At 41.0% G+C, this 19,826-nt stretch carries 34 protein-coding genes and 1 tRNA gene; 10 read left to right on the top strand and 25 right to left on the bottom strand.

Annotation, left to right across the window (positions count from 1 at the left end; all coding sequences use genetic code 11):
- Both ABZD21_RS17915 and ABZD21_RS17910 read left to right on the top strand, forming a co-directional pair.
- Nucleotides 1-471, top strand: a 471-nt coding sequence (locus tag ABZD21_RS17915; RefSeq protein WP_372776498.1) for a hypothetical protein, incomplete at its 5' end; no start/stop codon positions are given.
- The gene (locus ABZD21_RS17910) at nucleotides 452-1,039 is read left to right on the top strand and encodes a hypothetical protein (RefSeq protein ID WP_372776497.1); all 588 of its coding nucleotides are present in this window, start codon (nucleotides 452-454) and stop codon (nucleotides 1,037-1,039) included. The genes ABZD21_RS17915 and ABZD21_RS17910, both read left to right, overlap by 20 nt.
- A gap of 129 nt (nucleotides 1,040-1,168) precedes the next feature.
- Here ABZD21_RS17910 and ABZD21_RS17905 read toward each other — a convergent pair whose 3' ends face one another.
- From ABZD21_RS17905 to ABZD21_RS17785, 25 genes are all read right to left on the bottom strand, one after another.
- Entirely contained in the window at nucleotides 1,169-1,408 is a 240-nt protein-coding gene (locus tag ABZD21_RS17905) for a hypothetical protein (protein WP_372776496.1), read from the bottom strand.
- Between the two features lie 33 nt (nucleotides 1,409-1,441).
- On the bottom strand, nucleotides 1,442-1,921 hold the full coding sequence (locus ABZD21_RS17900) for a VRR-NUC domain-containing protein (protein ID WP_372776495.1): 480 nt from the start codon (nucleotides 1,919-1,921) through the stop codon (nucleotides 1,442-1,444).
- Nucleotides 1,922-2,062: 141 nt separating this feature from the next.
- Entirely contained in the window at nucleotides 2,063-2,248 is a 186-nt protein-coding gene (locus ABZD21_RS17895) for a hypothetical protein (protein ID WP_372776494.1), read from the bottom strand.
- 2 nt (nucleotides 2,249-2,250) lie between these two features.
- Nucleotides 2,251-2,721 carry a hypothetical protein gene (locus tag ABZD21_RS17890; RefSeq protein ID WP_372776493.1) on the bottom strand — a complete coding sequence of 157 codons (471 nt, stop codon included), beginning with the start codon at nucleotides 2,719-2,721 and terminating at the stop codon, nucleotides 2,251-2,253.
- A 66-nt stretch (nucleotides 2,722-2,787) separates the two neighbouring features.
- A complete protein-coding gene (locus ABZD21_RS17885; protein WP_372776492.1) occupies nucleotides 2,788-3,501 on the bottom strand; it encodes a DUF5131 family protein in 714 nt (237 codons plus the stop codon).
- A 3-nt stretch (nucleotides 3,502-3,504) separates the two neighbouring features.
- The gene (locus ABZD21_RS17880) at nucleotides 3,505-3,924 is read right to left on the bottom strand and encodes a hypothetical protein (RefSeq protein WP_372776491.1); all 420 of its coding nucleotides are present in this window, start codon (nucleotides 3,922-3,924) and stop codon (nucleotides 3,505-3,507) included.
- A gap of 2 nt (nucleotides 3,925-3,926) precedes the next feature.
- Nucleotides 3,927-4,421 carry a hypothetical protein gene (locus tag ABZD21_RS17875; RefSeq protein ID WP_372776490.1) on the bottom strand — a complete coding sequence of 165 codons (495 nt, stop codon included), beginning with the start codon at nucleotides 4,419-4,421 and terminating at the stop codon, nucleotides 3,927-3,929.
- Nucleotides 4,405-4,758 (bottom strand): hypothetical protein, encoded by a 354-nt coding sequence (locus ABZD21_RS17870; RefSeq protein ID WP_372776489.1) that lies wholly within the window; start codon nucleotides 4,756-4,758, stop codon nucleotides 4,405-4,407. The genes ABZD21_RS17875 and ABZD21_RS17870 overlap by 17 nt, the downstream gene beginning before the upstream one ends.
- Complete coding sequence (locus ABZD21_RS17865; RefSeq protein WP_372776487.1) at nucleotides 4,755-4,934, bottom strand: putative quorum-sensing-regulated virulence factor; 180 nt, start codon at nucleotides 4,932-4,934, stop codon at nucleotides 4,755-4,757. Before ABZD21_RS17865 ends, ABZD21_RS17870 begins: the two co-directional genes overlap by 4 nt.
- Nucleotides 4,922-5,113 (bottom strand): hypothetical protein, encoded by a 192-nt coding sequence (locus tag ABZD21_RS17860; RefSeq protein WP_372776486.1) that lies wholly within the window; start codon nucleotides 5,111-5,113, stop codon nucleotides 4,922-4,924. Before ABZD21_RS17860 ends, ABZD21_RS17865 begins: the two co-directional genes overlap by 13 nt.
- 11 nt (nucleotides 5,114-5,124) lie before the next feature.
- Nucleotides 5,125-5,769, bottom strand: a complete 645-nt coding sequence (locus ABZD21_RS17855) for a hypothetical protein (RefSeq protein WP_372776485.1) — start codon at nucleotides 5,767-5,769, stop codon at nucleotides 5,125-5,127.
- On the bottom strand, nucleotides 5,766-6,137 hold the full coding sequence (locus ABZD21_RS17850) for a hypothetical protein (RefSeq protein WP_372776484.1): 372 nt from the start codon (nucleotides 6,135-6,137) through the stop codon (nucleotides 5,766-5,768). Before ABZD21_RS17850 ends, ABZD21_RS17855 begins: the two co-directional genes overlap by 4 nt.
- The gene (locus ABZD21_RS17845) at nucleotides 6,134-7,759 is read right to left on the bottom strand and encodes a DEAD/DEAH box helicase (protein WP_372776483.1); all 1,626 of its coding nucleotides are present in this window, start codon (nucleotides 7,757-7,759) and stop codon (nucleotides 6,134-6,136) included. Before ABZD21_RS17845 ends, ABZD21_RS17850 begins: the two co-directional genes overlap by 4 nt.
- 62 nt (nucleotides 7,760-7,821) lie before the next feature.
- A complete protein-coding gene (locus ABZD21_RS17840) occupies nucleotides 7,822-8,427 on the bottom strand; it encodes a hypothetical protein (RefSeq protein ID WP_372776482.1) in 606 nt (201 codons plus the stop codon).
- Between the two features lie 26 nt (nucleotides 8,428-8,453).
- Nucleotides 8,454-8,532, bottom strand: a tRNA-OTHER gene (locus ABZD21_RS17835).
- Between the two features lie 97 nt (nucleotides 8,533-8,629).
- Nucleotides 8,630-9,070 (bottom strand): hypothetical protein, encoded by a 441-nt coding sequence (locus ABZD21_RS17830; RefSeq protein WP_372776480.1) that lies wholly within the window; start codon nucleotides 9,068-9,070, stop codon nucleotides 8,630-8,632.
- On the bottom strand, nucleotides 9,060-9,242 hold the full coding sequence (locus tag ABZD21_RS17825) for a hypothetical protein (RefSeq protein ID WP_372776479.1): 183 nt from the start codon (nucleotides 9,240-9,242) through the stop codon (nucleotides 9,060-9,062). Before ABZD21_RS17825 ends, ABZD21_RS17830 begins: the two co-directional genes overlap by 11 nt.
- Nucleotides 9,239-9,676, bottom strand: coding sequence for a hypothetical protein (locus ABZD21_RS17820; protein WP_372776478.1), 438 nt, complete (start codon nucleotides 9,674-9,676; stop codon nucleotides 9,239-9,241). The genes ABZD21_RS17825 and ABZD21_RS17820 overlap by 4 nt, the downstream gene beginning before the upstream one ends.
- 1 nt (nucleotide 9,677) lies before the next feature.
- On the bottom strand, nucleotides 9,678-10,415 hold the full coding sequence (locus ABZD21_RS17815) for an MBL fold metallo-hydrolase (protein WP_372776477.1): 738 nt from the start codon (nucleotides 10,413-10,415) through the stop codon (nucleotides 9,678-9,680).
- Nucleotide 10,416: 1 nt separating this feature from the next.
- Nucleotides 10,417-10,707, bottom strand: a complete 291-nt coding sequence (locus ABZD21_RS17810; protein WP_372776476.1) for a hypothetical protein — start codon at nucleotides 10,705-10,707, stop codon at nucleotides 10,417-10,419.
- A 2-nt stretch (nucleotides 10,708-10,709) separates the two neighbouring features.
- Nucleotides 10,710-11,699, bottom strand: a complete 990-nt coding sequence (locus ABZD21_RS17805) for a hypothetical protein (RefSeq protein ID WP_372776475.1) — start codon at nucleotides 11,697-11,699, stop codon at nucleotides 10,710-10,712.
- An 18-nt stretch (nucleotides 11,700-11,717) separates the two neighbouring features.
- Complete coding sequence (locus ABZD21_RS17800; protein WP_372776474.1) at nucleotides 11,718-13,673, bottom strand: AAA family ATPase; 1,956 nt, start codon at nucleotides 13,671-13,673, stop codon at nucleotides 11,718-11,720.
- The gene (locus tag ABZD21_RS17795; RefSeq protein WP_372776472.1) at nucleotides 13,621-14,016 is read right to left on the bottom strand and encodes a hypothetical protein; all 396 of its coding nucleotides are present in this window, start codon (nucleotides 14,014-14,016) and stop codon (nucleotides 13,621-13,623) included. Before ABZD21_RS17795 ends, ABZD21_RS17800 begins: the two co-directional genes overlap by 53 nt.
- A 235-nt stretch (nucleotides 14,017-14,251) precedes the next feature.
- Nucleotides 14,252-14,806, bottom strand: a complete 555-nt coding sequence (locus ABZD21_RS17790) for a helix-turn-helix transcriptional regulator (RefSeq protein WP_372776471.1) — start codon at nucleotides 14,804-14,806, stop codon at nucleotides 14,252-14,254.
- Entirely contained in the window at nucleotides 14,803-15,081 is a 279-nt protein-coding gene (locus ABZD21_RS17785) for a hypothetical protein (protein ID WP_372776469.1), read from the bottom strand. Before ABZD21_RS17785 ends, ABZD21_RS17790 begins: the two co-directional genes overlap by 4 nt.
- Nucleotides 15,082-15,279: 198 nt before the next feature.
- On the opposite strand from ABZD21_RS17785, the gene ABZD21_RS17780 reads away from it, so the two are divergent.
- From ABZD21_RS17780 to ABZD21_RS17745, 8 genes are all read left to right on the top strand, one after another.
- Nucleotides 15,280-15,690, top strand: a complete 411-nt coding sequence (locus ABZD21_RS17780) for a hypothetical protein (RefSeq protein WP_372776468.1) — start codon at nucleotides 15,280-15,282, stop codon at nucleotides 15,688-15,690.
- A gap of 137 nt (nucleotides 15,691-15,827) precedes the next feature.
- The gene (locus ABZD21_RS17775; protein ID WP_372776467.1) at nucleotides 15,828-16,082 is read left to right on the top strand and encodes a hypothetical protein; all 255 of its coding nucleotides are present in this window, start codon (nucleotides 15,828-15,830) and stop codon (nucleotides 16,080-16,082) included.
- Entirely contained in the window at nucleotides 16,082-16,657 is a 576-nt protein-coding gene (locus ABZD21_RS17770) for a hypothetical protein (RefSeq protein WP_372776466.1), read from the top strand. Before ABZD21_RS17775 ends, ABZD21_RS17770 begins: the two co-directional genes overlap by 1 nt.
- 388 nt (nucleotides 16,658-17,045) lie before the next feature.
- A complete protein-coding gene (locus ABZD21_RS17765; RefSeq protein ID WP_372776465.1) occupies nucleotides 17,046-17,189 on the top strand; it encodes a hypothetical protein in 144 nt (47 codons plus the stop codon).
- Between the two features lie 143 nt (nucleotides 17,190-17,332).
- Entirely contained in the window at nucleotides 17,333-17,959 is a 627-nt protein-coding gene (traK, locus tag ABZD21_RS17760; RefSeq protein WP_372776464.1) for a conjugative transposon protein TraK, read from the top strand.
- A gap of 65 nt (nucleotides 17,960-18,024) precedes the next feature.
- On the top strand, nucleotides 18,025-18,345 hold the full coding sequence (locus ABZD21_RS17755) for a hypothetical protein (RefSeq protein WP_372776463.1): 321 nt from the start codon (nucleotides 18,025-18,027) through the stop codon (nucleotides 18,343-18,345).
- Nucleotides 18,320-19,471 carry a conjugative transposon protein TraM gene (gene traM, locus ABZD21_RS17750; RefSeq protein WP_372776462.1) on the top strand — a complete coding sequence of 384 codons (1,152 nt, stop codon included), beginning with the start codon at nucleotides 18,320-18,322 and terminating at the stop codon, nucleotides 19,469-19,471. The genes ABZD21_RS17755 and traM overlap by 26 nt, the downstream gene beginning before the upstream one ends.
- Nucleotides 19,472-19,476: 5 nt before the next feature.
- A partial coding sequence (locus tag ABZD21_RS17745; RefSeq protein ID WP_372776461.1) for a DUF4138 domain-containing protein occupies nucleotides 19,477-19,826 on the top strand: 350 nt, incomplete at its 3' end.

Genomic DNA, 19,826 nt, shown 5'->3' with positions numbered 1-19,826 from the left:
GGAACATGTGGTTATCCGTGGTGTGCAAGTTCGCAAACCGAAATTTTTGTTTTTGCAGGAGTTTCAACGGTTCGGTCGGCCAGAGCAGCCGATTGGTTTAAAACGAATGTAGTTTGGCGAAGCTCATGGGGTGCAATTCCTAAAGAGTTACTTATGCCTGGCATGAGCGTTGGGTATTATTATCACCGGCTCAAGCGAATCGGACATATTGGCTTGTTGGTTGGATGGGATAAAAATAACTTATACGTGTACGAAGGGAATACCTCCCCAAAAGGATTATTTAACCCAGAAAACTTCAAGGCGCTTTCAGAAACTGACTCTACTGTGGTTCGTGAAGGAGATGGATTTTACCCAAAGACACGCCGCTGGTCCGATATTGCTGTTATTTCTGATAAATGCCTTGATGGGAATAGATTCATTCGAAGGTATGAACCTTATTTTAAGAAAGTAAATGGAGAGTACGAAAACTAAGATGTTTTTGATTTTATTCGGTGTGCTAATTGCTATAATAGGATGGCAGCACTTTCGGATTAGTCAGACCAAAGAAGCGCTTACCATTTGTCGAGATCTGCCACAAGATACTGTCCGGGATGTTGTTATTGAACGCTTCATAGATACATTTTATGTGAGGGTTTCTGATACCGTTTTCGCTGATATTTCAAATCATCCTGATCCTGATTCAAGCGGTATTCGGACTTATCTTGACACATTCGAAACAGATATAGGTAACCTGTACTCAACCTCTATGATTGAGGGATATATGCGAAGTAAACAGGTTGCTTTCGACTTTAATATTCCTGAAATCCGTACGACGACTATTCGCACTGAGAAAACAACAGTGTGGCGTGAGAAACGATACAACAGGTTTTTTGTAAGTCCTACTTTCTCCGGCCAGTTCGATGCCAGGACACCTCAACTCGATCTTGGTATTGGCATAACCTATCTGCCGGCCAACGATCGTTTTTATTATCACTACAGTTATTCACCGTGGATGAAAGCGCATAGCGTTGGACTTGGAATCAGGATTTTTAAGTTTTGATATTAGATCCCAACGGTGCCGATTTCGTGAAAAAAATATTGAGCTTATATTTTAGATGTAGTAAAGTTTGTTATAGTTATTTTATTGGTTTGAGATTTTCCCCGGGGGCTCGCGTAGCTCCCGGGTTTTTTATATCCGACTTCTGATTTTTTTTGCCCGTTCTTTTAAGATACTTCTTGAAATTTCATCCACTTTAGTCTCTGATGATCTATTAATGTCTTCTGCCGGGGTCAGTATATACGTGAGATCCGTTAGTTCTTTTTCTGTCAACTTCTCAAAGTCTTTAGACGTGTCAATCTTCCTAATATTATCTCCATGGGCAATTCTGTTTCTTTCGTCTTCATTTAGTAAGTCACTTAGTTTTATCATTATATTGAATTTTGGTTCACTTAAAGGTACAAATTATTTCATATAATTTCGCATTTCCCGGATCGCCTGTGCTGCACTCCGAACAATTACATACTTCGATCCGCACATTTCAGCCTGTCTTTGAAACTCTTTCTGCTCTTTTGACTGTGTCCCCGTCGAGGTTTTAAATTCCAGGCATAAGCTTGCAAATCCCTTTTTGGGCACCAGCAGAATAACATCAGAAACGCCGGACTTCACACCTTCGCCCTTCATTCGTTTTGCTTCAGCTTTATGCCGGCTTCCTCCGTTGGGCACTGCAAATAAAAGCTTATCGGGAAGGGTGGGAAAAAACAAAGGAACCTTCTCGAAAAACTCTGTTTGAATGTCGCTTTCCTCGTGCGAGATTTTGCGCTTAGACTTAATTTTTGTGTATTTACCGGGATTGGCCGAATAGCATTGAAAACAGACCGTGCCTACTTCTGTTTTGATTAGTGAGTTTGAACGGTTGCAACTTATACAAATTTCTTTTTTCATCGAAAAATTGTATTTTAGAATATGGATGATTACTTAAATAACTATATGAAAAAACGGACAGGAGGGGTTTGGCCTGCCGTGATTGTGATAGCTATTGTGCTCCTAATAGCACTGGTCAATTGGATTTTTGATCTTGGATGGTTATAGTTGGTCATCATTGCAAAAGGCCAGATTTCGAAGTTCCATAGCTTTATCCGAAAAATGCTCATCTCCATATGCCGGAGCAAGGTTGTCGGATAGTCTGATTTTGTTTTCTATTTTCATTCCCTCAATTTCAGCTTGTACCGCTAAAATCATTGCCAATCTTTTTACATCTGCGTGTTCCATTTTTAAAATTGTATTAGTTGTTGACTTTTTTTTCTATCCTCGCGCCGGAGGGATTTCAGTACATTCTCGCGTATCTGTTTATTAAGTTGTCCGATCGATTTGTGTCGGCCATATATCGCCTCTACCAATCCAATCTCTGGCACCCATAGCAATAACCCAATGCCGCGTTTAATCATTAAGTTCTTGTCGGTTTCTGGAATAAATACATTGTGAGGCATGCACACATAACTGTAGTTGGCCCAGGATTGATGATCGGTTGCATGGCGTACTACTTCTCCGGAATTGAACAGTTTGAGTTCGATGTTGAAGATTTTTCGTTTGCTGAAGTATACAATCAAATCCGATCGCCGGCCAATTTCAGGAATGTGCACTTCTCTGTAGGTTTTTACTGCAACCTTTTCACGAGAATATCCTCCTTCAGTACTTTTCCAGAACGAATAGTTGTGTAACCACCGGTCAACATCAGCTTGCATTTTATCTTCGCCATAACCGAGGCTATAATTCCCTTTGAAGTCGTTGAGTAGAGGCAGTATTTCAGGTTATTTAAGTAGTCTTTTAAGATTGCTTTTCTGTACTACCTTGGTATGTGTTTCAAGGCGCTGGATGAGATCAAGAACCTTTTCGTTAGAAGGTTCCGGGAGGTTATTATTTCCGCTATCGGCTCCGATATTTACCTGAGTTGCTAAACAGCTTTCTATGAGAAAATTCATTTCGTCCAAATCGAAATCCATTATTGGTTCGATAGTTACGTAGGTGCGCTTATTTGGGAATCCAAAACCAAATTCATGAACAATTTCATTAACCATATCTGATCGTTCCTGGGGAAGGGGACAGCCGCCCATAACATCTTTATAAAACCGGTTTGTTTCGATTGTGGTACAAATTGAAAAGTTGAGTAGAGCAAGTTCATATTCGAAATCGAGTAAGCGACGAGGATTCTTGGTTTGAAACAAATATTTGTTGTCGAATTTCGCACAGTGTTCGAGTATTTTTCTAATGATATTTGCTGGTATTCTTTCGGCAAATAGATCGTTTTGAGCTGCTACAAAGATGAAGTTCCCGTCTCCGAGGTTCAATTGCAATTCATTATCCTGCAACCGAGGATCTCCAGAGTACTTTGTTCTTATTCCCGGATAGCGCATCAATTTATTGGTGCTGCAGTATGAACAGCGATGTGGACATTTTCCTGCCAGTGGGTTCCATGTGTGGGTGATCCACTCATACATATTTCCTTTTGCTTTATTCAGTGACATAGATTAAAATTTACTTGGTTTGCGACCGTAGCGGTGAGAATTACGGCCTTTCCTGTTTTTGTTTTCGCGTTTGTTGGGACGTTCGATGATTGGAGCATCTTCTAGAAGATTCACTATGTTGGTTGTGTCTCGAATTTCCAGTTTTTCAATGACCTCAGAGTAACGCTGTTTGGTTCCAACAATAGCTATTGTTTCTCCACTTTCTTCGTTGATGTCGAGAACTTCGATCATTCGTTTAATGGCTTCATAGTTCTGGTCGACACTGCCAACAACAGCAATGCCTCGATCTTTTAATTCTTCATTCTGATTGTCTTCCAGTAAGCTTTCGGCCCAATCGATAATCAAATGATCATCTTCGCTCAGCTCCATATCTTCGAGCTTAAAAAACGCCTTGTAGTGCTGTATTAGTTTTGTTCGGTTCATATCTATTCAATTTCAGGTTTAAAAAATGATAGCTTCCCTTTGCAGGGCGTGAAGGGGAGTGGCTTTGCATCTTTGATTAGCAGCCCATATTTACCAACAAACCAAGGGCTTTCTGATTGCTCCACGAAGCCCGTTATTTTGGCATGGCCGATTATTCCGCCACATTCAATTCCTGTAGGTACAATGTCTTTCATACTATTTCTGTATAAATGAGAGTAATACCCTTCCCAATCTGGGGTGACACTCGCATGGATTAGAAAGTCTCCGGTGAAGTTTTTCAGATTATTTCGGTTCTCAATATCCTTGTAGCCGTTAACGATTAACCAAGCCCAAGGCTGACGAATGGAGAGGGCAGGGATAGGTGCCCAGTCGCTTTCTTGTATTGCATATTCACATTGATTGCAGAAATGCATCCAAGTAGAAAATGGAGCAGTTGAATGATCAACAGTTGCAAGTTCTATTGAACCGCAGTTGGGGCATTTAATGAATTGTTTCATTGGTGAAGTATTTGTTTGTGAATTCGTTTAATTCATTTAGGGCTTTAATTGCTTCGCTTTGCAATTTTTTAAGCCATGCTATTTGAAGTTCTTTTTGCTTTTTCAATGCGTCTTCGTGTCGAACGTAGTAAGTGTTTTTGTCGCCGGCAAAGTTTACTTTCGTCGATATGTCAGCGGAATAATTGCAATAATCTAATCTTAAAGAATAAGACCCCAAATCGACCCGTGTGCCTTTATCTGTCTTCTCGATTCTATCTATTTTGTGTTGAATTATTCTGTCAATTCTTGGCTCAAATAAAAATTCGCCCACACAAAGTGTTCCTACTGTTTTTTTCATGATTGTTCTAATTCAAGGTTTAATACATCAGCGTTATCTTCAATATAGGCCTTCACGGCTCCCTTGCATTTTCCTTCTTTGTAGAGCCATATCAGGTAGTTGTCGGGTACATTAGCCATTGCTTTTCCTTTGTGGATTCCGAATGGCATTGGTGAGTTGTCGTTTAGTTTTTGCATAATAAATTCCTCTTGTTAAGTTCGACTTCTAATTCTTTTTTCCGTTGAGTTCTGTTTTTCCATGCACCGGGAAACTTCTTTTTGCTTTCTTCTGAGAATGTTGCCATCCCGGCAAGCAGGTTCTCATATTCTCGCTTGAGATCCCAGTCATCGAGTTGATGATAGTTGTATTCAGACATATCGTTAATTTTTAAAATGGTAGTTCTTCTGGTTCTGGTTGCGATTTTGCTGGGAGTAGTCGGTATCTCAGTTTAAGCAGACTGCGTTTTATCCTTTGAGCAGGGATTGAGTTTTGTTTACGTTTAAAAATGTGGATGGCCGATTGTGCCCAGTTGCACGGATAGTACCAGTTGCGGTACCATCTCCAGCCAGATTCTCTCCACCAGCGTTTCATAAATCCTTTCTCGTAAAGCAGAAGCAGTATGAAAAGGGCAAACTCGCCGTATTTTGAAGGTTCGTGATCGATATATCCTTTAATAACCGGCACGTTTGTTTCCGGCTTCTCGTAAGTGCTCTTTATAGGTTTAAGGAAGGTATATTTGCCAAACTGATACTTCTGAAGGATAACCCAAACTGGACGGTGGTACCAGCCATTGTAACAATGCCAGCAAGGTTCACTATACCACCCGGTGTAGTGGTCGTATTTCATATACTTTCCTGTTCCTTTACAGGTCCAGCATTTTTTGCCTTCGATAAACTGAATCTCATAGCCGATTACCCGGGCATGCTTTTGTAATATCAGGTCTTTTACTTGGTAGAAATAATGGCTACTTGCTTCGCGGTTTGCGTGGTGTAATAACCAGGATAAAATTATTTGTTTTGGGTTGCGGTTCATAAGATTGAATCTTTAAAGTGTTCACATTTTTTCGGCATAGGTTCGTTTGGTATTTCTCCTTCAATATCTTCCTGGGGTATTGGGTTAGCTGCCCAAAATGGGTAAACAAAATGTTTCTTTTTTTCGCAATACATTAAGTCCTCATACTTGTCGGCATCAATGAAAGAAACTCCTAGATTTGGGCCTAAAATCGGCTGCTCAAAGTATATTTTCACGTTTTTAATATCAAGAAACTTACAGCCGATGCACCGCTGAAAATTGGCAGGATTCTTTCTGCATTTAGATTCGTGTAGCCCGGCAAAGTATTTGCTTTTGTAATACTTTCCACAGTATTCACATTCATAAATTGTGGTTTGTATTGTTTTCATTCCATGTCCTCCATAAACATATCGATGGCCATGTCAGCAATTGTGTCGTCTTGTAATTTATCGCCTTTCATGATTGCTTCAGATATTTTCTTTTTGATTTCTACTATTTTCCATTTTTTCTCATCCACAGTGTTTTCGCCTTGCCAATATTGAGCGGTTACCGGCTCTTTTTGACCTCCACGGTCCAAACGGCTCTCTATCTGTTGACATCCTGCATCATGCCATGGATGTTCTAGTAAATCGATGTGTGAACACTGATTCTGGAGGCCATCAGTTCCGGTACCACCAGCAGCTGAAATAATACACAGGGTAGTTTTCGGGTTTCGACTAAAAGCATCAATTGCGCGTTGTTTCTCTGCCGAATTTTGCCGGCCAGTGATACATACTGCCTTTGGGAACGCTTTTACCAAAGCATCGACAACTTCGTGTAGCTCTGCATATATCAATTGTTTTTTACCCGAAGCCTGGAAGTCTCGCGTGTGCTCAATCAGTGCTTTTACCTTTCCTTTTGCAGCAATCTGTCCAAGGATATTCATCTTCAGCCACGCTACACGTTTCATTTCTTTCTTTTGTTTGCTGTCGGTTTCTTCTTTGTAGGTTTTTAAGTAGCTGGCCAAATCTTTTTTTGCAAATTCATATTCGCGACGGTTTGATATTTCGCAGGTAGTAATTTGACGAGTTACCGGAGGTAGATCCTTTTTGACTTCTGACTTCGTACGACGAAAAAAACAGGTCTGCCAAAGCTTCGCTCTTAACTCTCTGCCATTTGAAGCCTTATTTGGCCCGGCGCAATAGCGCTGTCGGAAGTATCGTTCGCCTCCGAAATCTTCGAGCCGGCCCATTATCCGGAGTTGAGAAATCAAATCAATGTGATTGTTTACGATTGGAGTTCCTGTTAAAACAATTTTCCATTCTTTTTTTTCTGCAATCCCTTCTGCTATGCCGGTTGTAAACTTTGTTTGCTGTGCTTTAAAGTCCTTTACCCGGTGTCCCTCGTCAATGATAACGGCTTTGAATAAATCGATTGTGGATTTAAAGACAATATGTTGGTATTCGAGCGATTTGCCGCGTGGTGTGCGAATGGTCTGCACAAAGTACTTTTTAAGGCTCTCAAAATTCACAATAACGACATCGTATATTCCCGACTTTATATAAAACGGCCAGCTGTCTCCAACTTTGTCATTTAGAACTAAAGCCTTGCGGTTAGCAAATTTCATGAACTCGCGTTCCCAGTGTATTTTAACACTTCCGGGACAAATGACCAGGCAGGGAACGGCGTTTGCAATGTGGATTGTTCCTATCGTCTGAAACGTCTTTCCCAGTCCCGGATCATCTGCATTCATAAATCGTTTTAACTCCAATCCTCTTGCAATTCCGGGCGCTTGGTATGCCAACGGCTCGAAATTCAATCCGTGATTAACGTTTAATTCAGGCATTGGTGGAATGAAAAACCTATTGTCATTGGGGTTAATCTGTTCCTCGCGCTGCCAAACAACGTTCTGAAATCTACTGACTATTTCAGCGACCTGCTTCAGCTGCGGTTTGGATTCGCCCGGGATATTCCAAACCTTCAATTTAGGGTTGAATTTTCGTCCGGGAATCTGCCGTATAAGCCGTACCATGTCAGCATGATATTTAAAGCTCACCTCGAAATTGCCGTTATTTTGAAGTACGATTTGCATGACTAGACAGCTTCTTCCATTTCTTTTTTGCTGTTAAACACTTTCATCTTCACTCCATCAATATCAGCTTCGTTTGGAGTGTCGGTTTCGAAACCAGGAAGCTCTTGCTGTACGATGCCCCATTTCCCATTCAAAAACTCTTCAACCTCGGAATTACAGGCTTCGATGTCGCTCATTAAAGCCGCACCATGGATATATCCGTCTTCATCTTCGAATTTTGTAAACGGCACATTCAGGTTTAGCACCTGGCCGCTTTCGAGTAGTTTTTTACCGGTAATAGTGACCCCGGCGCTTTCATCGCTACCGCCGATAGAATACCCGGTAATTTCATAATTCATAAGCTGCTCCGGATCGAAGTCGTAAACGTTGTCTTCGGTGATTTGGTCTGCCTCAGGCATTTCGCAAATACAAACCATGTGAATACGCAGACGGTTGAACGCAGCATTAAAGTCTCCTGTGCGTACTTGGCTGCTTTTTCTGCTATACTCTCCAGTTTCTTCAACCGGACTTCCGTTAGGATCAGTTCCTGCAAAATCGGCTTCGAAAACAGCCTCAAGCAATGCATCCTTGATGCTTACTTTTTTTACTTCTTTTCTTGTAATTTCCATTTGTCTCAATTTTAAAATTAAGTGTGTGGTACGGGCAGGATTCGAACCTGCAACCGGCTGTCTTTACTGTGGCCACCGCTGCTCTGCCAATTGAGCTACCGTACCAAAAACAGGGAGGTCTTTATTTCACAAACACAAGCCACGATTACAATCTTTCGTTAATTATTGCCTCCCTGCTTATTTCAATGTTTTTAATGAACTTTTACAGCCAGTGCCTATTCTGTTCAACTTCGTTTTGTATTTGATCGAGAAATTGGTGCTCGTTTGCTTCAGGAATGTAGATGCCTGTCTTTTGAGAACACCATCTTCTGAACCGGTCAATGGAGACACTCATTTCCTTCGTGTTTAATCCCGCCGTTGTTCTCCAATCGGTTCTTTTTTTTCCTGATTTTGGATTCACACGTATTGTTTTAAATATGTCCGGATTGATTTCCTTTTTGAAGATCTCCTGTTTTATGTAGTCGAGCGTTTCGCCAACCTGGAGCGCAAAATAGGAGAGGATCAAGTGAAGGTATCGGTTCTGGCGGTCAGTTCTAATCTTGCGTTTTTCAACAATCTCAAAGCGCTTCCCATTCTTCAGTAACCATGTCAAATATTCTTTGGCTTTGATGTGATCCCCGGGTATTTTACTATTAAAAATCACGGTGCCAGTAATTGTTTTTTGTTGATGCTTTATCATCGCTCCAGACCCACAAAGCCAGAGAGAATAAACCCAATACTAAAGCGGCCCAACCACAATGGTTGCCTTTCCCAAGAATGAATCCAACGAGTTCAACTATTGACACAAGGGTGAATATTAATGCGTAGAGTTTCATTTGAATCGGCGTTTTAGGTATTTGTTGTCCGAAGCTCCAGTGAATTTTTTGGCTCCGTTCTTTGTTAAAGTATATGTGCCGTATTCGGCGTACACACGAACATTGGGAGATGTTTCAATTAGCAGGAAACTATCACGTTTTAGTATTTCCCAAGGGGCAATGCTGTCCGGTAGCATTTTTGTCAAAAATGAATCGGCTACCATGGAGTCTGTTGTCACTTTGTATCGTGGAAATTTCCATCCTTCTTGTTTTCCCAACAGAATACACTTTTTACCTTTATCACCTTTGATTTCGTGTTTTAGTGCTGTTGCGGCATGCTGTATCGACATTATCGGGTCGTCATTTGGATGTTTTATTTTGATAATCAGAGAAGCAATGCCCGCAAGAAATATCAACAGAACATTGATAAACGTTTTATTATAGATAGATTTCATATCAAAAAGGAGTTTTATTGAATGGCATTTCAAGTCCAGAATCGGCAACAGTCACATTCTTACCGGTAGCTGTTTTTACTGTTTGCCCAAAATTTTCCGCATGACTGTTACCATCGCTCAGGTGGATGAGAACAATGTTATTTACAGCTGAAAGATCGTTTGCATTTAGCAACTCTAAGGCGGTTTGCAAACTCATATGAGAGGTCTCGATCCGTCTCCTGATAGATGGATTCAGTCGCCCAGATTCGATATTGGCGGCCAATATTTTTTCATCATAGTTCACTTCTAATAAAAGGTTGTTCAAACCTTTAAAAGTGTATTCAGAATAGAACGTATCGGTTAAAAACAGGATATTGCCGCTTTCAGGATGGTTGATTATGTATCCAAAAGGTTCGGCTGCATCATGTACAACGTCAAAGGCAAAAATTTTAAATTCACCTAATTTATAAGTATGATTTGGATGAATAGTCTTGCGCCTGTGGTGCTGTTGCAAATGAGCTGCTGTACCTTGTGAGCAAATCACATCTATAGCGTGATCCATAAACTGATCTGCAAACTTTGCATGGTCCTGGTGCTCATGAGACACCAGGCAGCCAATGATATCATTCGTTATAAAGCCAATGGCCTTTTGCACTTCAGTAAAGCGGACACCGGCCTCTATAGCCAGTGTTTGTCCGCTTTCTGCAATCAATAAGTAGCAATTACCTTTGCTAGAGCTTCCTAATACTTTTAGTCGCATGTTAGTGTGTTGATGGTTGAGTGACTTTGTATTCAAAAGTATTATCACCAATCTTTCTGAATGTAGTCCAATAAGAGGCAAAAGTCGCGGCTCCAAAACCTTCTTTTTCCATGCGTTCTTTGCGCATTTTTTCAGAAATAGCAGGTTTTACAAACCCTGTACAGAAATTCTGAACTACAGATTCGTGATGTTTCTTTGGACTATTATCTGTTACGATGTAGTGATAATATGAATCACCATACGCACGCCTTTGACCGGCTTCCTTTGTTTCAACCTTGAATTGATAATCCATAACTAAAATCCCGGTCCTCCAGCCGCTTTAATTTCGATACTGATACCATTTTCGGCTGCTACCGTATTTATTGCGGCATCGTCGGTTAAAAACTCCTCTGCTGCTCCGCAATCGTCGATCAAAAACTTCTTAACTTCATCCATTGAGGTGAAGGTCATTTTCTGGAGAGATGGCTTAGGTGTTTCCTCTGCGCGTTCTTTATCCTTGGGGGCGTCGTCAATTGAGAGCTCCTTTGAGTTGGATTTTTCGTCTTTTGATCTTTCCGGTGTATGATCAGTTACATCCACAAAGGTTACATCTTCAATGTCGCGCATTTCGTCTTCGGTTTTCATTCCCATTGAAAGCTCAGGAGCATAAGATGATGTCCAAAAAGATGCGGAACGATACATAAGCATCTGTTTGGTCATGGTTTGCCACTTAGAGCCTTTCTTGGTGTACCATCCTTCGTCAATCGCCATTTTTACCGATACGGGAGAACTTTCAAGTTCCTCGTCCGAGTTTTTTGCCGTGGTATAAGCGATGCATTGAATGTTATCAACGGGACCAGCAAATACTTTGTCAACCAGGGCGGTCTTTTTGTATTTTTTACCGTTGTTCCCAGTAACCCATTCTGAAACGTACTCTTTGTATTTATAATCCTTCAATACACCTAGATTCTCAAATTTGAAACGAAGAGGTTTGAATCTACCGCAGGTATTAACAGTAGAAATTAGGAATTTAGAACTCCAGCTTGGTTTCCCGTAAATAGGCACCATGTTTTGCATTACCATCAAAGGGCTTGCACCGATGCGTGTAGCAATTTCGATTGCGACGACACAGTTTGCAATTGCTTTTTCCGGGGGATTATTATCGGAGGATTTATACATTTCGGGTACAAGTTCCGAGTTAGCGAACATCTTACCTACTCTTTGCATAGTAGCGAGGTGTTCAGGATTAAAGAAGCTGAATTGCTCCATTGTGGCCACTACGGCCGGTTTGTTTTGTTCTGACATTTTGAAATTATTTGAGATTTATGATGCAACTTCGAGCGTTTTGTATTTTTCGCTCACGTATAATTCGATTCTTTGTGCGTTTGTATCGGCAATACTGGTAATACTTTCAGCGTTATCGATCCATATTGGAGACATTTGCTGGAAGTGATCCGTAAGAACATTGATGATGGCTATTCCTGCGTTTATTTTTGCGGCATTGTTGGCGTCATTCCATGGTACGCCATCGATGATGGTGTCACAGCATTCAATCAATCCACCGTTTAGTTGTGTGTCGAACATTCGGAAGCTGACTTTACCTCCAAACAAGGCGTTAATTCTACCTTCCAGGGCATCCACTTTAGCCCGGGTGAATTCATCGATAGTGAATTCAGTTTGCTCCAATTCGGCCAGCTCGGCAGAGTATTGTTTTTCCTGCTTCAAGAGTTCAGCCTTACGTGCTTCTCCTTTCGCGATCTGCTCTTTAAGTCCGAGGTCTTTTTTCAACCGATCAAGCGTTTCTGATAATTCGCGTTTTTTAGCCTTGAGACTGGAATCGTCATCCAATTCGGGCATTTTCACCTCGGGTTCGGCTTCTAAAGCTTTCAGCTGTTCTTTCAACCCTTGATATTCTGCATTATCGGCAAGGATTGCCTGCACGCTTTTAAGCTTCCTGCTTTCCCATTTGGCAATGGCGGCTTCGTGCCGTTTAATCTGTTCGGTATAATCGTTTGCCTCAATCGCCTTTATTTTTTCACCCAACTGTTCAATGATTGGCGTAATGGCCGTACCTTGTTTTTGAATTTCACTTAAACGCTTTTGCTTGCTGTCATTGAAATTGCGCTGCATTTCAGCCTTCTTAGCTTCTATGTCGGATTCAGGAAGCGGCTGGTTGCAAGTAGGACATTTGAAGGCTCCAGGGGAAAATGGCTCCATTTGTCGTTCGTTTACGCGATTCCATTCGTTGCGGAGTTGTTCCTGTTCTGTTGCGTACTGGTTAATGCGCGCCTCTAACCTTTTGATTTCCTCTGCATCTTCTTTAACCCTCTGGTCGATTCTTTTGAGCTCGTGCTTTGCCGCAGCAATAGCATCTGTTTTTTCATTCAATTGTTTCTGGAGCTCGCGGCTGCCGGCAAATTCAATGTCTGAAATTTTTGATTTCAATTGGTTTAATTTGCGCTGGCGTTCTTCTTTGGCTTTGAAGTAGCTTTCGCTAACCTTTGAGCGATCCTGCAGTTGTTCGTCAACGATGCTGATATTTTTTGAAACGATCTCAATTTCGTTTTCAATATTAGCCCAGTCTTTTGCATCAGGAATACTTCGGGTGACTTCATCAACTCGGGCCGGAATAAGCTTCAGTTCGTCTTTTAGCTTTTTCTTCTTGGCTGAGACCTCTTTTTTCAGTTCATCAATTGATTTATTCCCCTTGGCTGAAAAAAGGGCTTTAAAGTCGAGGCGAGTTTCGGCAATCTCATCATCGTTCACATCACCAACTATTGACGTAAGGATGTTGCGGCGCTCTTGCCATTTTAGATTGTTGAAGTAAAATGGTGAAGTAATCATTTTGAAGGTATCCTCAAGAATGATGTCATCAACCTTGCGTTGAAATTCGCCGGCCTTCATTGGAACGTCATTCCAGAAGAAGACTGTTTCGTGGCCACTGAGTTCCGGGTCCGAACTTCCTCGTTTCGTTACCCATTTTTCGCGGAAAACACGTTTGAGCGTTACTGCTTCACCATCAACGTCAAATGTGGCGGAAACTTCGCTATCGAGCTTATGGATAACCTGGTTGTTTCCGTCGAACGGTTTAATGGAGAATTGTTTGTCATCAGCGGAGTTTTTTCCAAATAGGAGCCATGTAAAGGCATCTACAAGTGTAGTTTTTCCCGTGGCGTTGTCGCCATAAATCCGGGTTTGGTTGCTATCGAACGAAGCATCGAAGGCTTTAATGCCTTTGAAATTTCGAAGCGATAGGGAAGTGATTCTTACTTTTTTCATTGTGAGATTTTTTGTGGACTTGTGGAGTCCCGTTGTTTTCGATAAATTGTTTTAGTTTGTTGGATGGAAGTAAATTCTGGTAGTCCAACATGCGTTGCGCTGTTTCCAGCTCGGAGCGTTTGTAGTAGAATTTTGAGCGGGTTTTATTTCCTGAAGGGTAGCCAATGATCCATTGCTTTCGCCTCCATTCCTTCACCTGCTTTTCGCCGTAAATGGCGTGAGCTTGCTTCTCAGATATGTTTTCGTCGATTAACCCAAGTTCTTTCCCGGTTTGTATGACACCGACTTCGATACCTATCGCAAATGCACGTTCAGTTATTTTATCTAATTCTTTGTCAATCATTGCACTGTTATTTAGAGAGATAAGCGAGTTGAATAAGTAAGTATTAACACCTCTGCAACGCTATGCAGGGCTGTGCATTAATTTCCGATGAATTATCTGATCCCTTTTCGTGCCCTAATACAGGCTCTCACGCATAATGGAAGAGATTTGTCTTTTGAACTTCCGCTACCACTTTGTGCAGCTATCCACGACCTTATTGGGCCTGATGTTTTTGTTTTTTTCATTGTTATGAGATTTAATTTTCGAATAGATTCTTTTGATTTGCGTAGCTGTTGAATTCTGCTAGTGAATGAACACCGAGTTTTCGAAAAGCATTTCGTTTGTGAGTGCGGACTGTCTCTATTGACACAGCACAAGCGGCTGCAACGTCTTTTTTCGGATACCCTTCATAGAGTAGCTGCATGATTTGGAGCTCTCTTTCTGACAGCTTGGAATTCAGTTTGGGCTTGCAGACAACATTTTCTAAATGGCATTCACCGCGTAACGGACAGTCGACTTCCTCGAAGTTTAGGTTTCCGAGATGATCAATGTCCATAACGCTGTCGTATTTCCCGAAATTACACTTGATCATGCGTCGAACTATCATGAATTCGTGCATTGCTGGGATGGACCGAAATTTTACGAATTCCTGAGAGAGCGCCTCCATGGCCGCGGGATAAAGCTCATTGAATTGATTGTAAAGTTTGTTTATAAAGTCACGATCAGAAAACTCGAGCTTTTTGATCCCAGATTGCGTCTCAATCATCACATCCCCTTTTGGGGTGATATAAAACTCTGTACTCTTGATCATGATTCACACGGGAATAAGGTTGCAACATCTGATTTTAAAAGAGTAGCCATAGCTTGCATTTCAAGCTTGCCTGGTTTGGCCGTCCCGTAGTACCAGCGGCGCACGCTTCCCGGGTGTTTTCCTGTTGCATCTGCAATAGCATTGAAAAGTTTGTCGAGAGGAGTGTGTTCTTCGAAAGGTTCTTTCTGTTTGTCCTTTAGACTGTCGCAATACTCAACAAAGGTTAGTTTCTCTGTTTTGAGTCTCTTTTTTTTGTTTACAATTTGTTCAGTCATTATCTTTGATTTGTAATTGAAAAATTATTTTTCAGTTATAAGCAAGGGAGACGTTGGCTGGGATTGCAGTCGTGACCAGCGTCTTTCCCTTTTAATTGTAGTAAAAACAGGTTTAATATAAACTTTGTTTGTTTTTACATGGTGTAAATATAAACTTAGTTTAGTTATTCTGCAAACTTTTTATAAACTTTTTGAAGTATGAGTGAATCAGGCAGAGAAATGACTAAGCAAGATCGCATTAAGCGTGTAGCAAGGTGGCTTATTGGGAACGGAGTTGCAGCTAACCAGGAGACCCTCGGGCGGATGCTTGGTTATAAAAACAAGTCGTCGTTTTCACAAGTACTAAATGGAAAAGTTCCGATTCCAACTGGATTTACGAATAGGCTTGCGAAGTTGGACCAACGCATAAATGAGGCTTGGATTAGTGAAGGGTGGGGTAGTATGATTGATGAAAAGCTAACTGAAAAAAATAGAGAAGAGATGTATCAGGAACAAATTACGAAGGATGAAAAAATCATTCAACTACAACAAGAATTAGAAAGGTACAAAGCGATCGTTGATCGCTTGACCGGAAGATGCGATAATGAAAACAAACAAACCGCTTCTTGAAAATTGAACAAAGTAATCCCAAGCCGCTATTCAAGAAATCGGCAAATTCATCATTCAATGCAGAAATGCAATTGATAAAAAGGGGCACTTGAAAGAATCGTCCGAATATATAAATTTTTGTAATTTAAATAAAAGTTATGACAACTGAAATTGAAGGTTTGATTAACGATCCAGGCCAAGATGAAGTTTATAGTCAGCTGATGCAAAGGTTGGATATGCTTCATGATTTTGCCCCGAAAGAGAAGTTGTACTGGTTGATCAATGTGATTGGGTACTTAAATAAAAGGATAGTTAAGGAAAAGATGCTTAATAATGACTATACGTTGTTCGTTAAACTCAGGGATAGAGTGACGGATATGGTAGTCGAAACAACTAATGAATATACGAAATAATGAAACGTGTTATTATTGTTTCAATCCTTGGGATTTTGAGTATGACTGTGCAGGCAAAGCGATTTGCATACATTTTTTCTATGGTGCATCCTGTTGCTAGCAATGAGCTGGTATTTTGTAATGATAGTATAGAAATATCTTTTAACATGGGAGAGACTAGAATTAAATTCTCTCTCTACAATAAGCTAAATAAACCATTGAAAGTCGATTGGCAAAGTGCGTCTGTTGTAATAGCAGGGGAGGCCTTCAGTGTTGCGCATATCGGTACTAGGTACTTCAAAAGAAATGAAGAACAGATACCGACAACTGTGCCTCCTGGTGCTACTATAAAAGATGAATTGCTTCCAACTGATAATGTGTATTATCGTGAAGGAGATTTTGGTGGATGGAAAGAAGAACCTCTTTTTCCAGTGAAGGCCAGGAAGATTGATATGCTTAAACATCTTGTAGGAACTTCTCTCGATGTTTATATTCCAATCATTGTAGGAAATCGGACGCATGACTACCTATTTAAGTTTGTAATAACCGACGTTTACCGGAAAAAGAAGGTGATAGTCGATGAAATATACAACTGATGATTCCAGAGCGTGACATAACGATAGAATTCAAAAACAATAGGTCGAAATATCTTCGAGAGGTAATTTCATTGTGCAAGGAGTTTAATGAGTTTTCGCCAGGAGAAGTTAATTCATTAAGGACAACCTGTGACGAAATCTATTCAAAATGGGATCAGTTCAATTTCATTTTTTGGAAAACGATCGATTGGAAGGGGAGTACCCTTAGCTACAACGGGTGCACTTTGGGCTCCCATGCAGATAAAACAAGGATATTTTATGCGGTACAGCAGAACCGGTTAGATCATCTTTGTTCAGTGATTGAAGAAATCAGGTCGATCCGAATGAAATACCCGGCCAAGCAGTTTAAGGATATTTCCACAAAGGATATTATGCAAATATGTAATTAATGGATAAAGATCAGCAAATAGAATCATTACGAAAACAACTGCAAGAGGCCAATAGAAAAATATCGGCACTTGAGCAGGAAGTAGCCTTGCTGAACAATCAAAATTCCTACTTGAAAAAGGCTAAAAAGAATGTTCATAAATAGGATGCTCTTTGAAATATCTTTGAAATACAAGCAAGTGCTTGTGTAACTCGCTTTTTAATAGCGTATTATGGAGCTTGGCATGCTGCCTTCTAAGCGGTAGGTTAAAAAACATAAAACGAATATTCATTCATTACTAAAAAGAAATGCAAAAACAATTTGATATACAACGCAAGTTCCGCTTTATCGTATATGTGCTGGTGCTGATCAGTCTTTCGTTGATGGGCGTAAGCAGTTACATTTATTACGAGTCGGTTCAACTGGTGGAGCTTTCCAAAGAGAAAATTTATGTGCTGGACAATGGTAAATCGTTACTGGTCGCCCTTCGGGAAGATATTAGTGAGAACCGGGATGCGGAAGCCAGGGATCATGTAAAACGTTTTCATGAGCTGTTTTTTACCCTTGAACCGGATAAAACCTACATTGAAAATAATGTCAGGGAAGCCTTGTATCTGGCCGACCGGAGTGCAATGGAACAATACCAAGCCTTTAAAGAGAATAATCTGTATAATCAGGTGATTGCTTCTGATATCAGCATGACCCTGCAGACTGATTCCATTATACTGAACTTTTCTGCCTATCCGTATCGTTTTTCGTTTACGGGCAAACAAAAAATTGTCCGAAAATCCAACATTACCATTCGTAGCCTTAAAACTTCGGGCTATCTGAGAAACATCTCCCGGACGGATAATAATCCGCATGGTTTTCTGATGGAAAGCTGGCGGATCGATGAGAACAAAGACCTGGAAAGCATAAGAAGAAAATCCTTTTAACAGCCCAATCCGTCAGAAGCCGGACAGGTGGCTGAGATACACATTAACGACAATACATTAAAAATATGACAGCAAATCAATTGAAAGATGTCAGTCGTTTTACCCGCTGGGTAAACGAGCTGGACGATAAAGACAAAACACTGGATCCTTTGAAACGAAGAAGCAAATGGATTTTGATCACCGCTTTTTTGTTTGCCCTGTTTGCCATCTCATTTATCTGGATCCCATCCGGAAAAGTAAAACCGAAGAAGGTAGATGCACCACTGGCCGGACCACTGACCAGTGCTCCAACAAACACCGGCCGTTCAGCTTTTGAACTGCCAGTGGATTCTTTTGAAAATCAATTAAAAACTTACATCAATGAAGGAACTTCTGATAAAAAATAAGGCCCTGTTTATTCTTCCGCTGGTGTTGATACCTTTTGTGATTCTGATTTTCTGGGTATTGGGTGGCGGAACGGAGGCGGAAGCGGTAAAAGAAACGCAACCAGATACACCTGGAATAGGTGCCAACTATGATCTCCCGGAAGCAGAAAAATCCATTGAGATTTATGACAAGATGGAAGCCTATCAGAAAGATGATCAGCAGATTGCAGAAATCGCTGAGGTTGATGTAAATGATACCACTCAGTTAGAAGAGCTGGGGCTTCAAGACACAATAGCACGAGACAATACGCTGCTTGATAAAAATGCTGATCAGGGACAAATTCTTGCCCATATCCGAAATAAAGAAAAACAGGTGCGACAGGAACTGCAAGGCGATCCGGTCTTGCCGAAATCTGAAAAGACAGTTGCTCCACAAAAGCAAGGTACGCCTAAGGAAGCTGTTGTAAAGAAACAAAAAGTAAAATCACCGACGCCGGAAATGCAGACAACTGGTATTGAAGAACTGGATGAGATCATCGATAAAAACGTCCTACTCAGTCGTAAAAACGATTCTCTAAATTTTTATCTGCAACAGGCACAGGGAAGATTACAACAGATAGAGGCCATACAAAACCGGTCCTTTACCCTGGAGAAAAAACAATCATCAGGATTTAACAGGGAAGAGCAGACAAATGATCCGCTCATAAAAGCTGAGATCTATGAGACTACAACCGTCCTGAACGGCAACCGGATAAAACTACGCTTGCTGGAAGACACCCGGATCAACGGGCAGCAGATACCTAAAAACAGCTTTATCTATGGTGTATGCAAGATCAAAAATGAACGACTGCTGATCGGGATCACTCAACTGCCTGTTGAAAATTCTTTTGTCCCGGTAAAACTCACGATCTATGATCTGGATGGATTGGAAGGACTTTATGTGCCGGATAATGCTGCACGAAAAGTTTACCAGGAAGTCGGCGCTTCAACCAATACTTCTTCACTGATGGGTGTTACCAACAAGCCGCTGACCTATACCGGAATCCGTGCAGCCGACCGTGCAGCCCAGACCATGCTCAAACGAGTACGTCTGAAAAAAGTAACCGTCAAAAAGAATACCCTAGTTTATATCATCAATCAAAAATAATCGTCATGAAAAAGTCACTATTAAGCATCGTATATTTTTTCTTTTCACTGGCAATAAATGCCCAGAACCAAATAGAAATCTGCCAAAATAAAACCACTCATCTGATTGCAAAGGAGAAGATCACCTATGTACAGGTTGGAGATCCTGATAAACTAATTGCCGAAGTCGTTCCCGAACAACCGAATATGGTCCGGGTAAAAGCTGTGGCTGATTTTAATGAAGAATCCTCATTGACAGTTGTGAGTGCCAATCGCTCGTATTCCTTGTTTGTAAAATATTCTGATGCGAATAAGATTTCGTATCAGCTGGAAGATTTTATCGGACAAATTGCCGGAGATATCAATATCGGGCCGGC

Source organism: Mangrovibacterium sp. (assembly GCF_041596335.1).
Taxonomy (GTDB): domain Bacteria; phylum Bacteroidota; class Bacteroidia; order Bacteroidales; family Prolixibacteraceae; genus Mangrovibacterium.
Note: the sequence above shows the minus strand (reverse complement) of the source record. Positions and strands in the feature narration are given on the sequence as shown.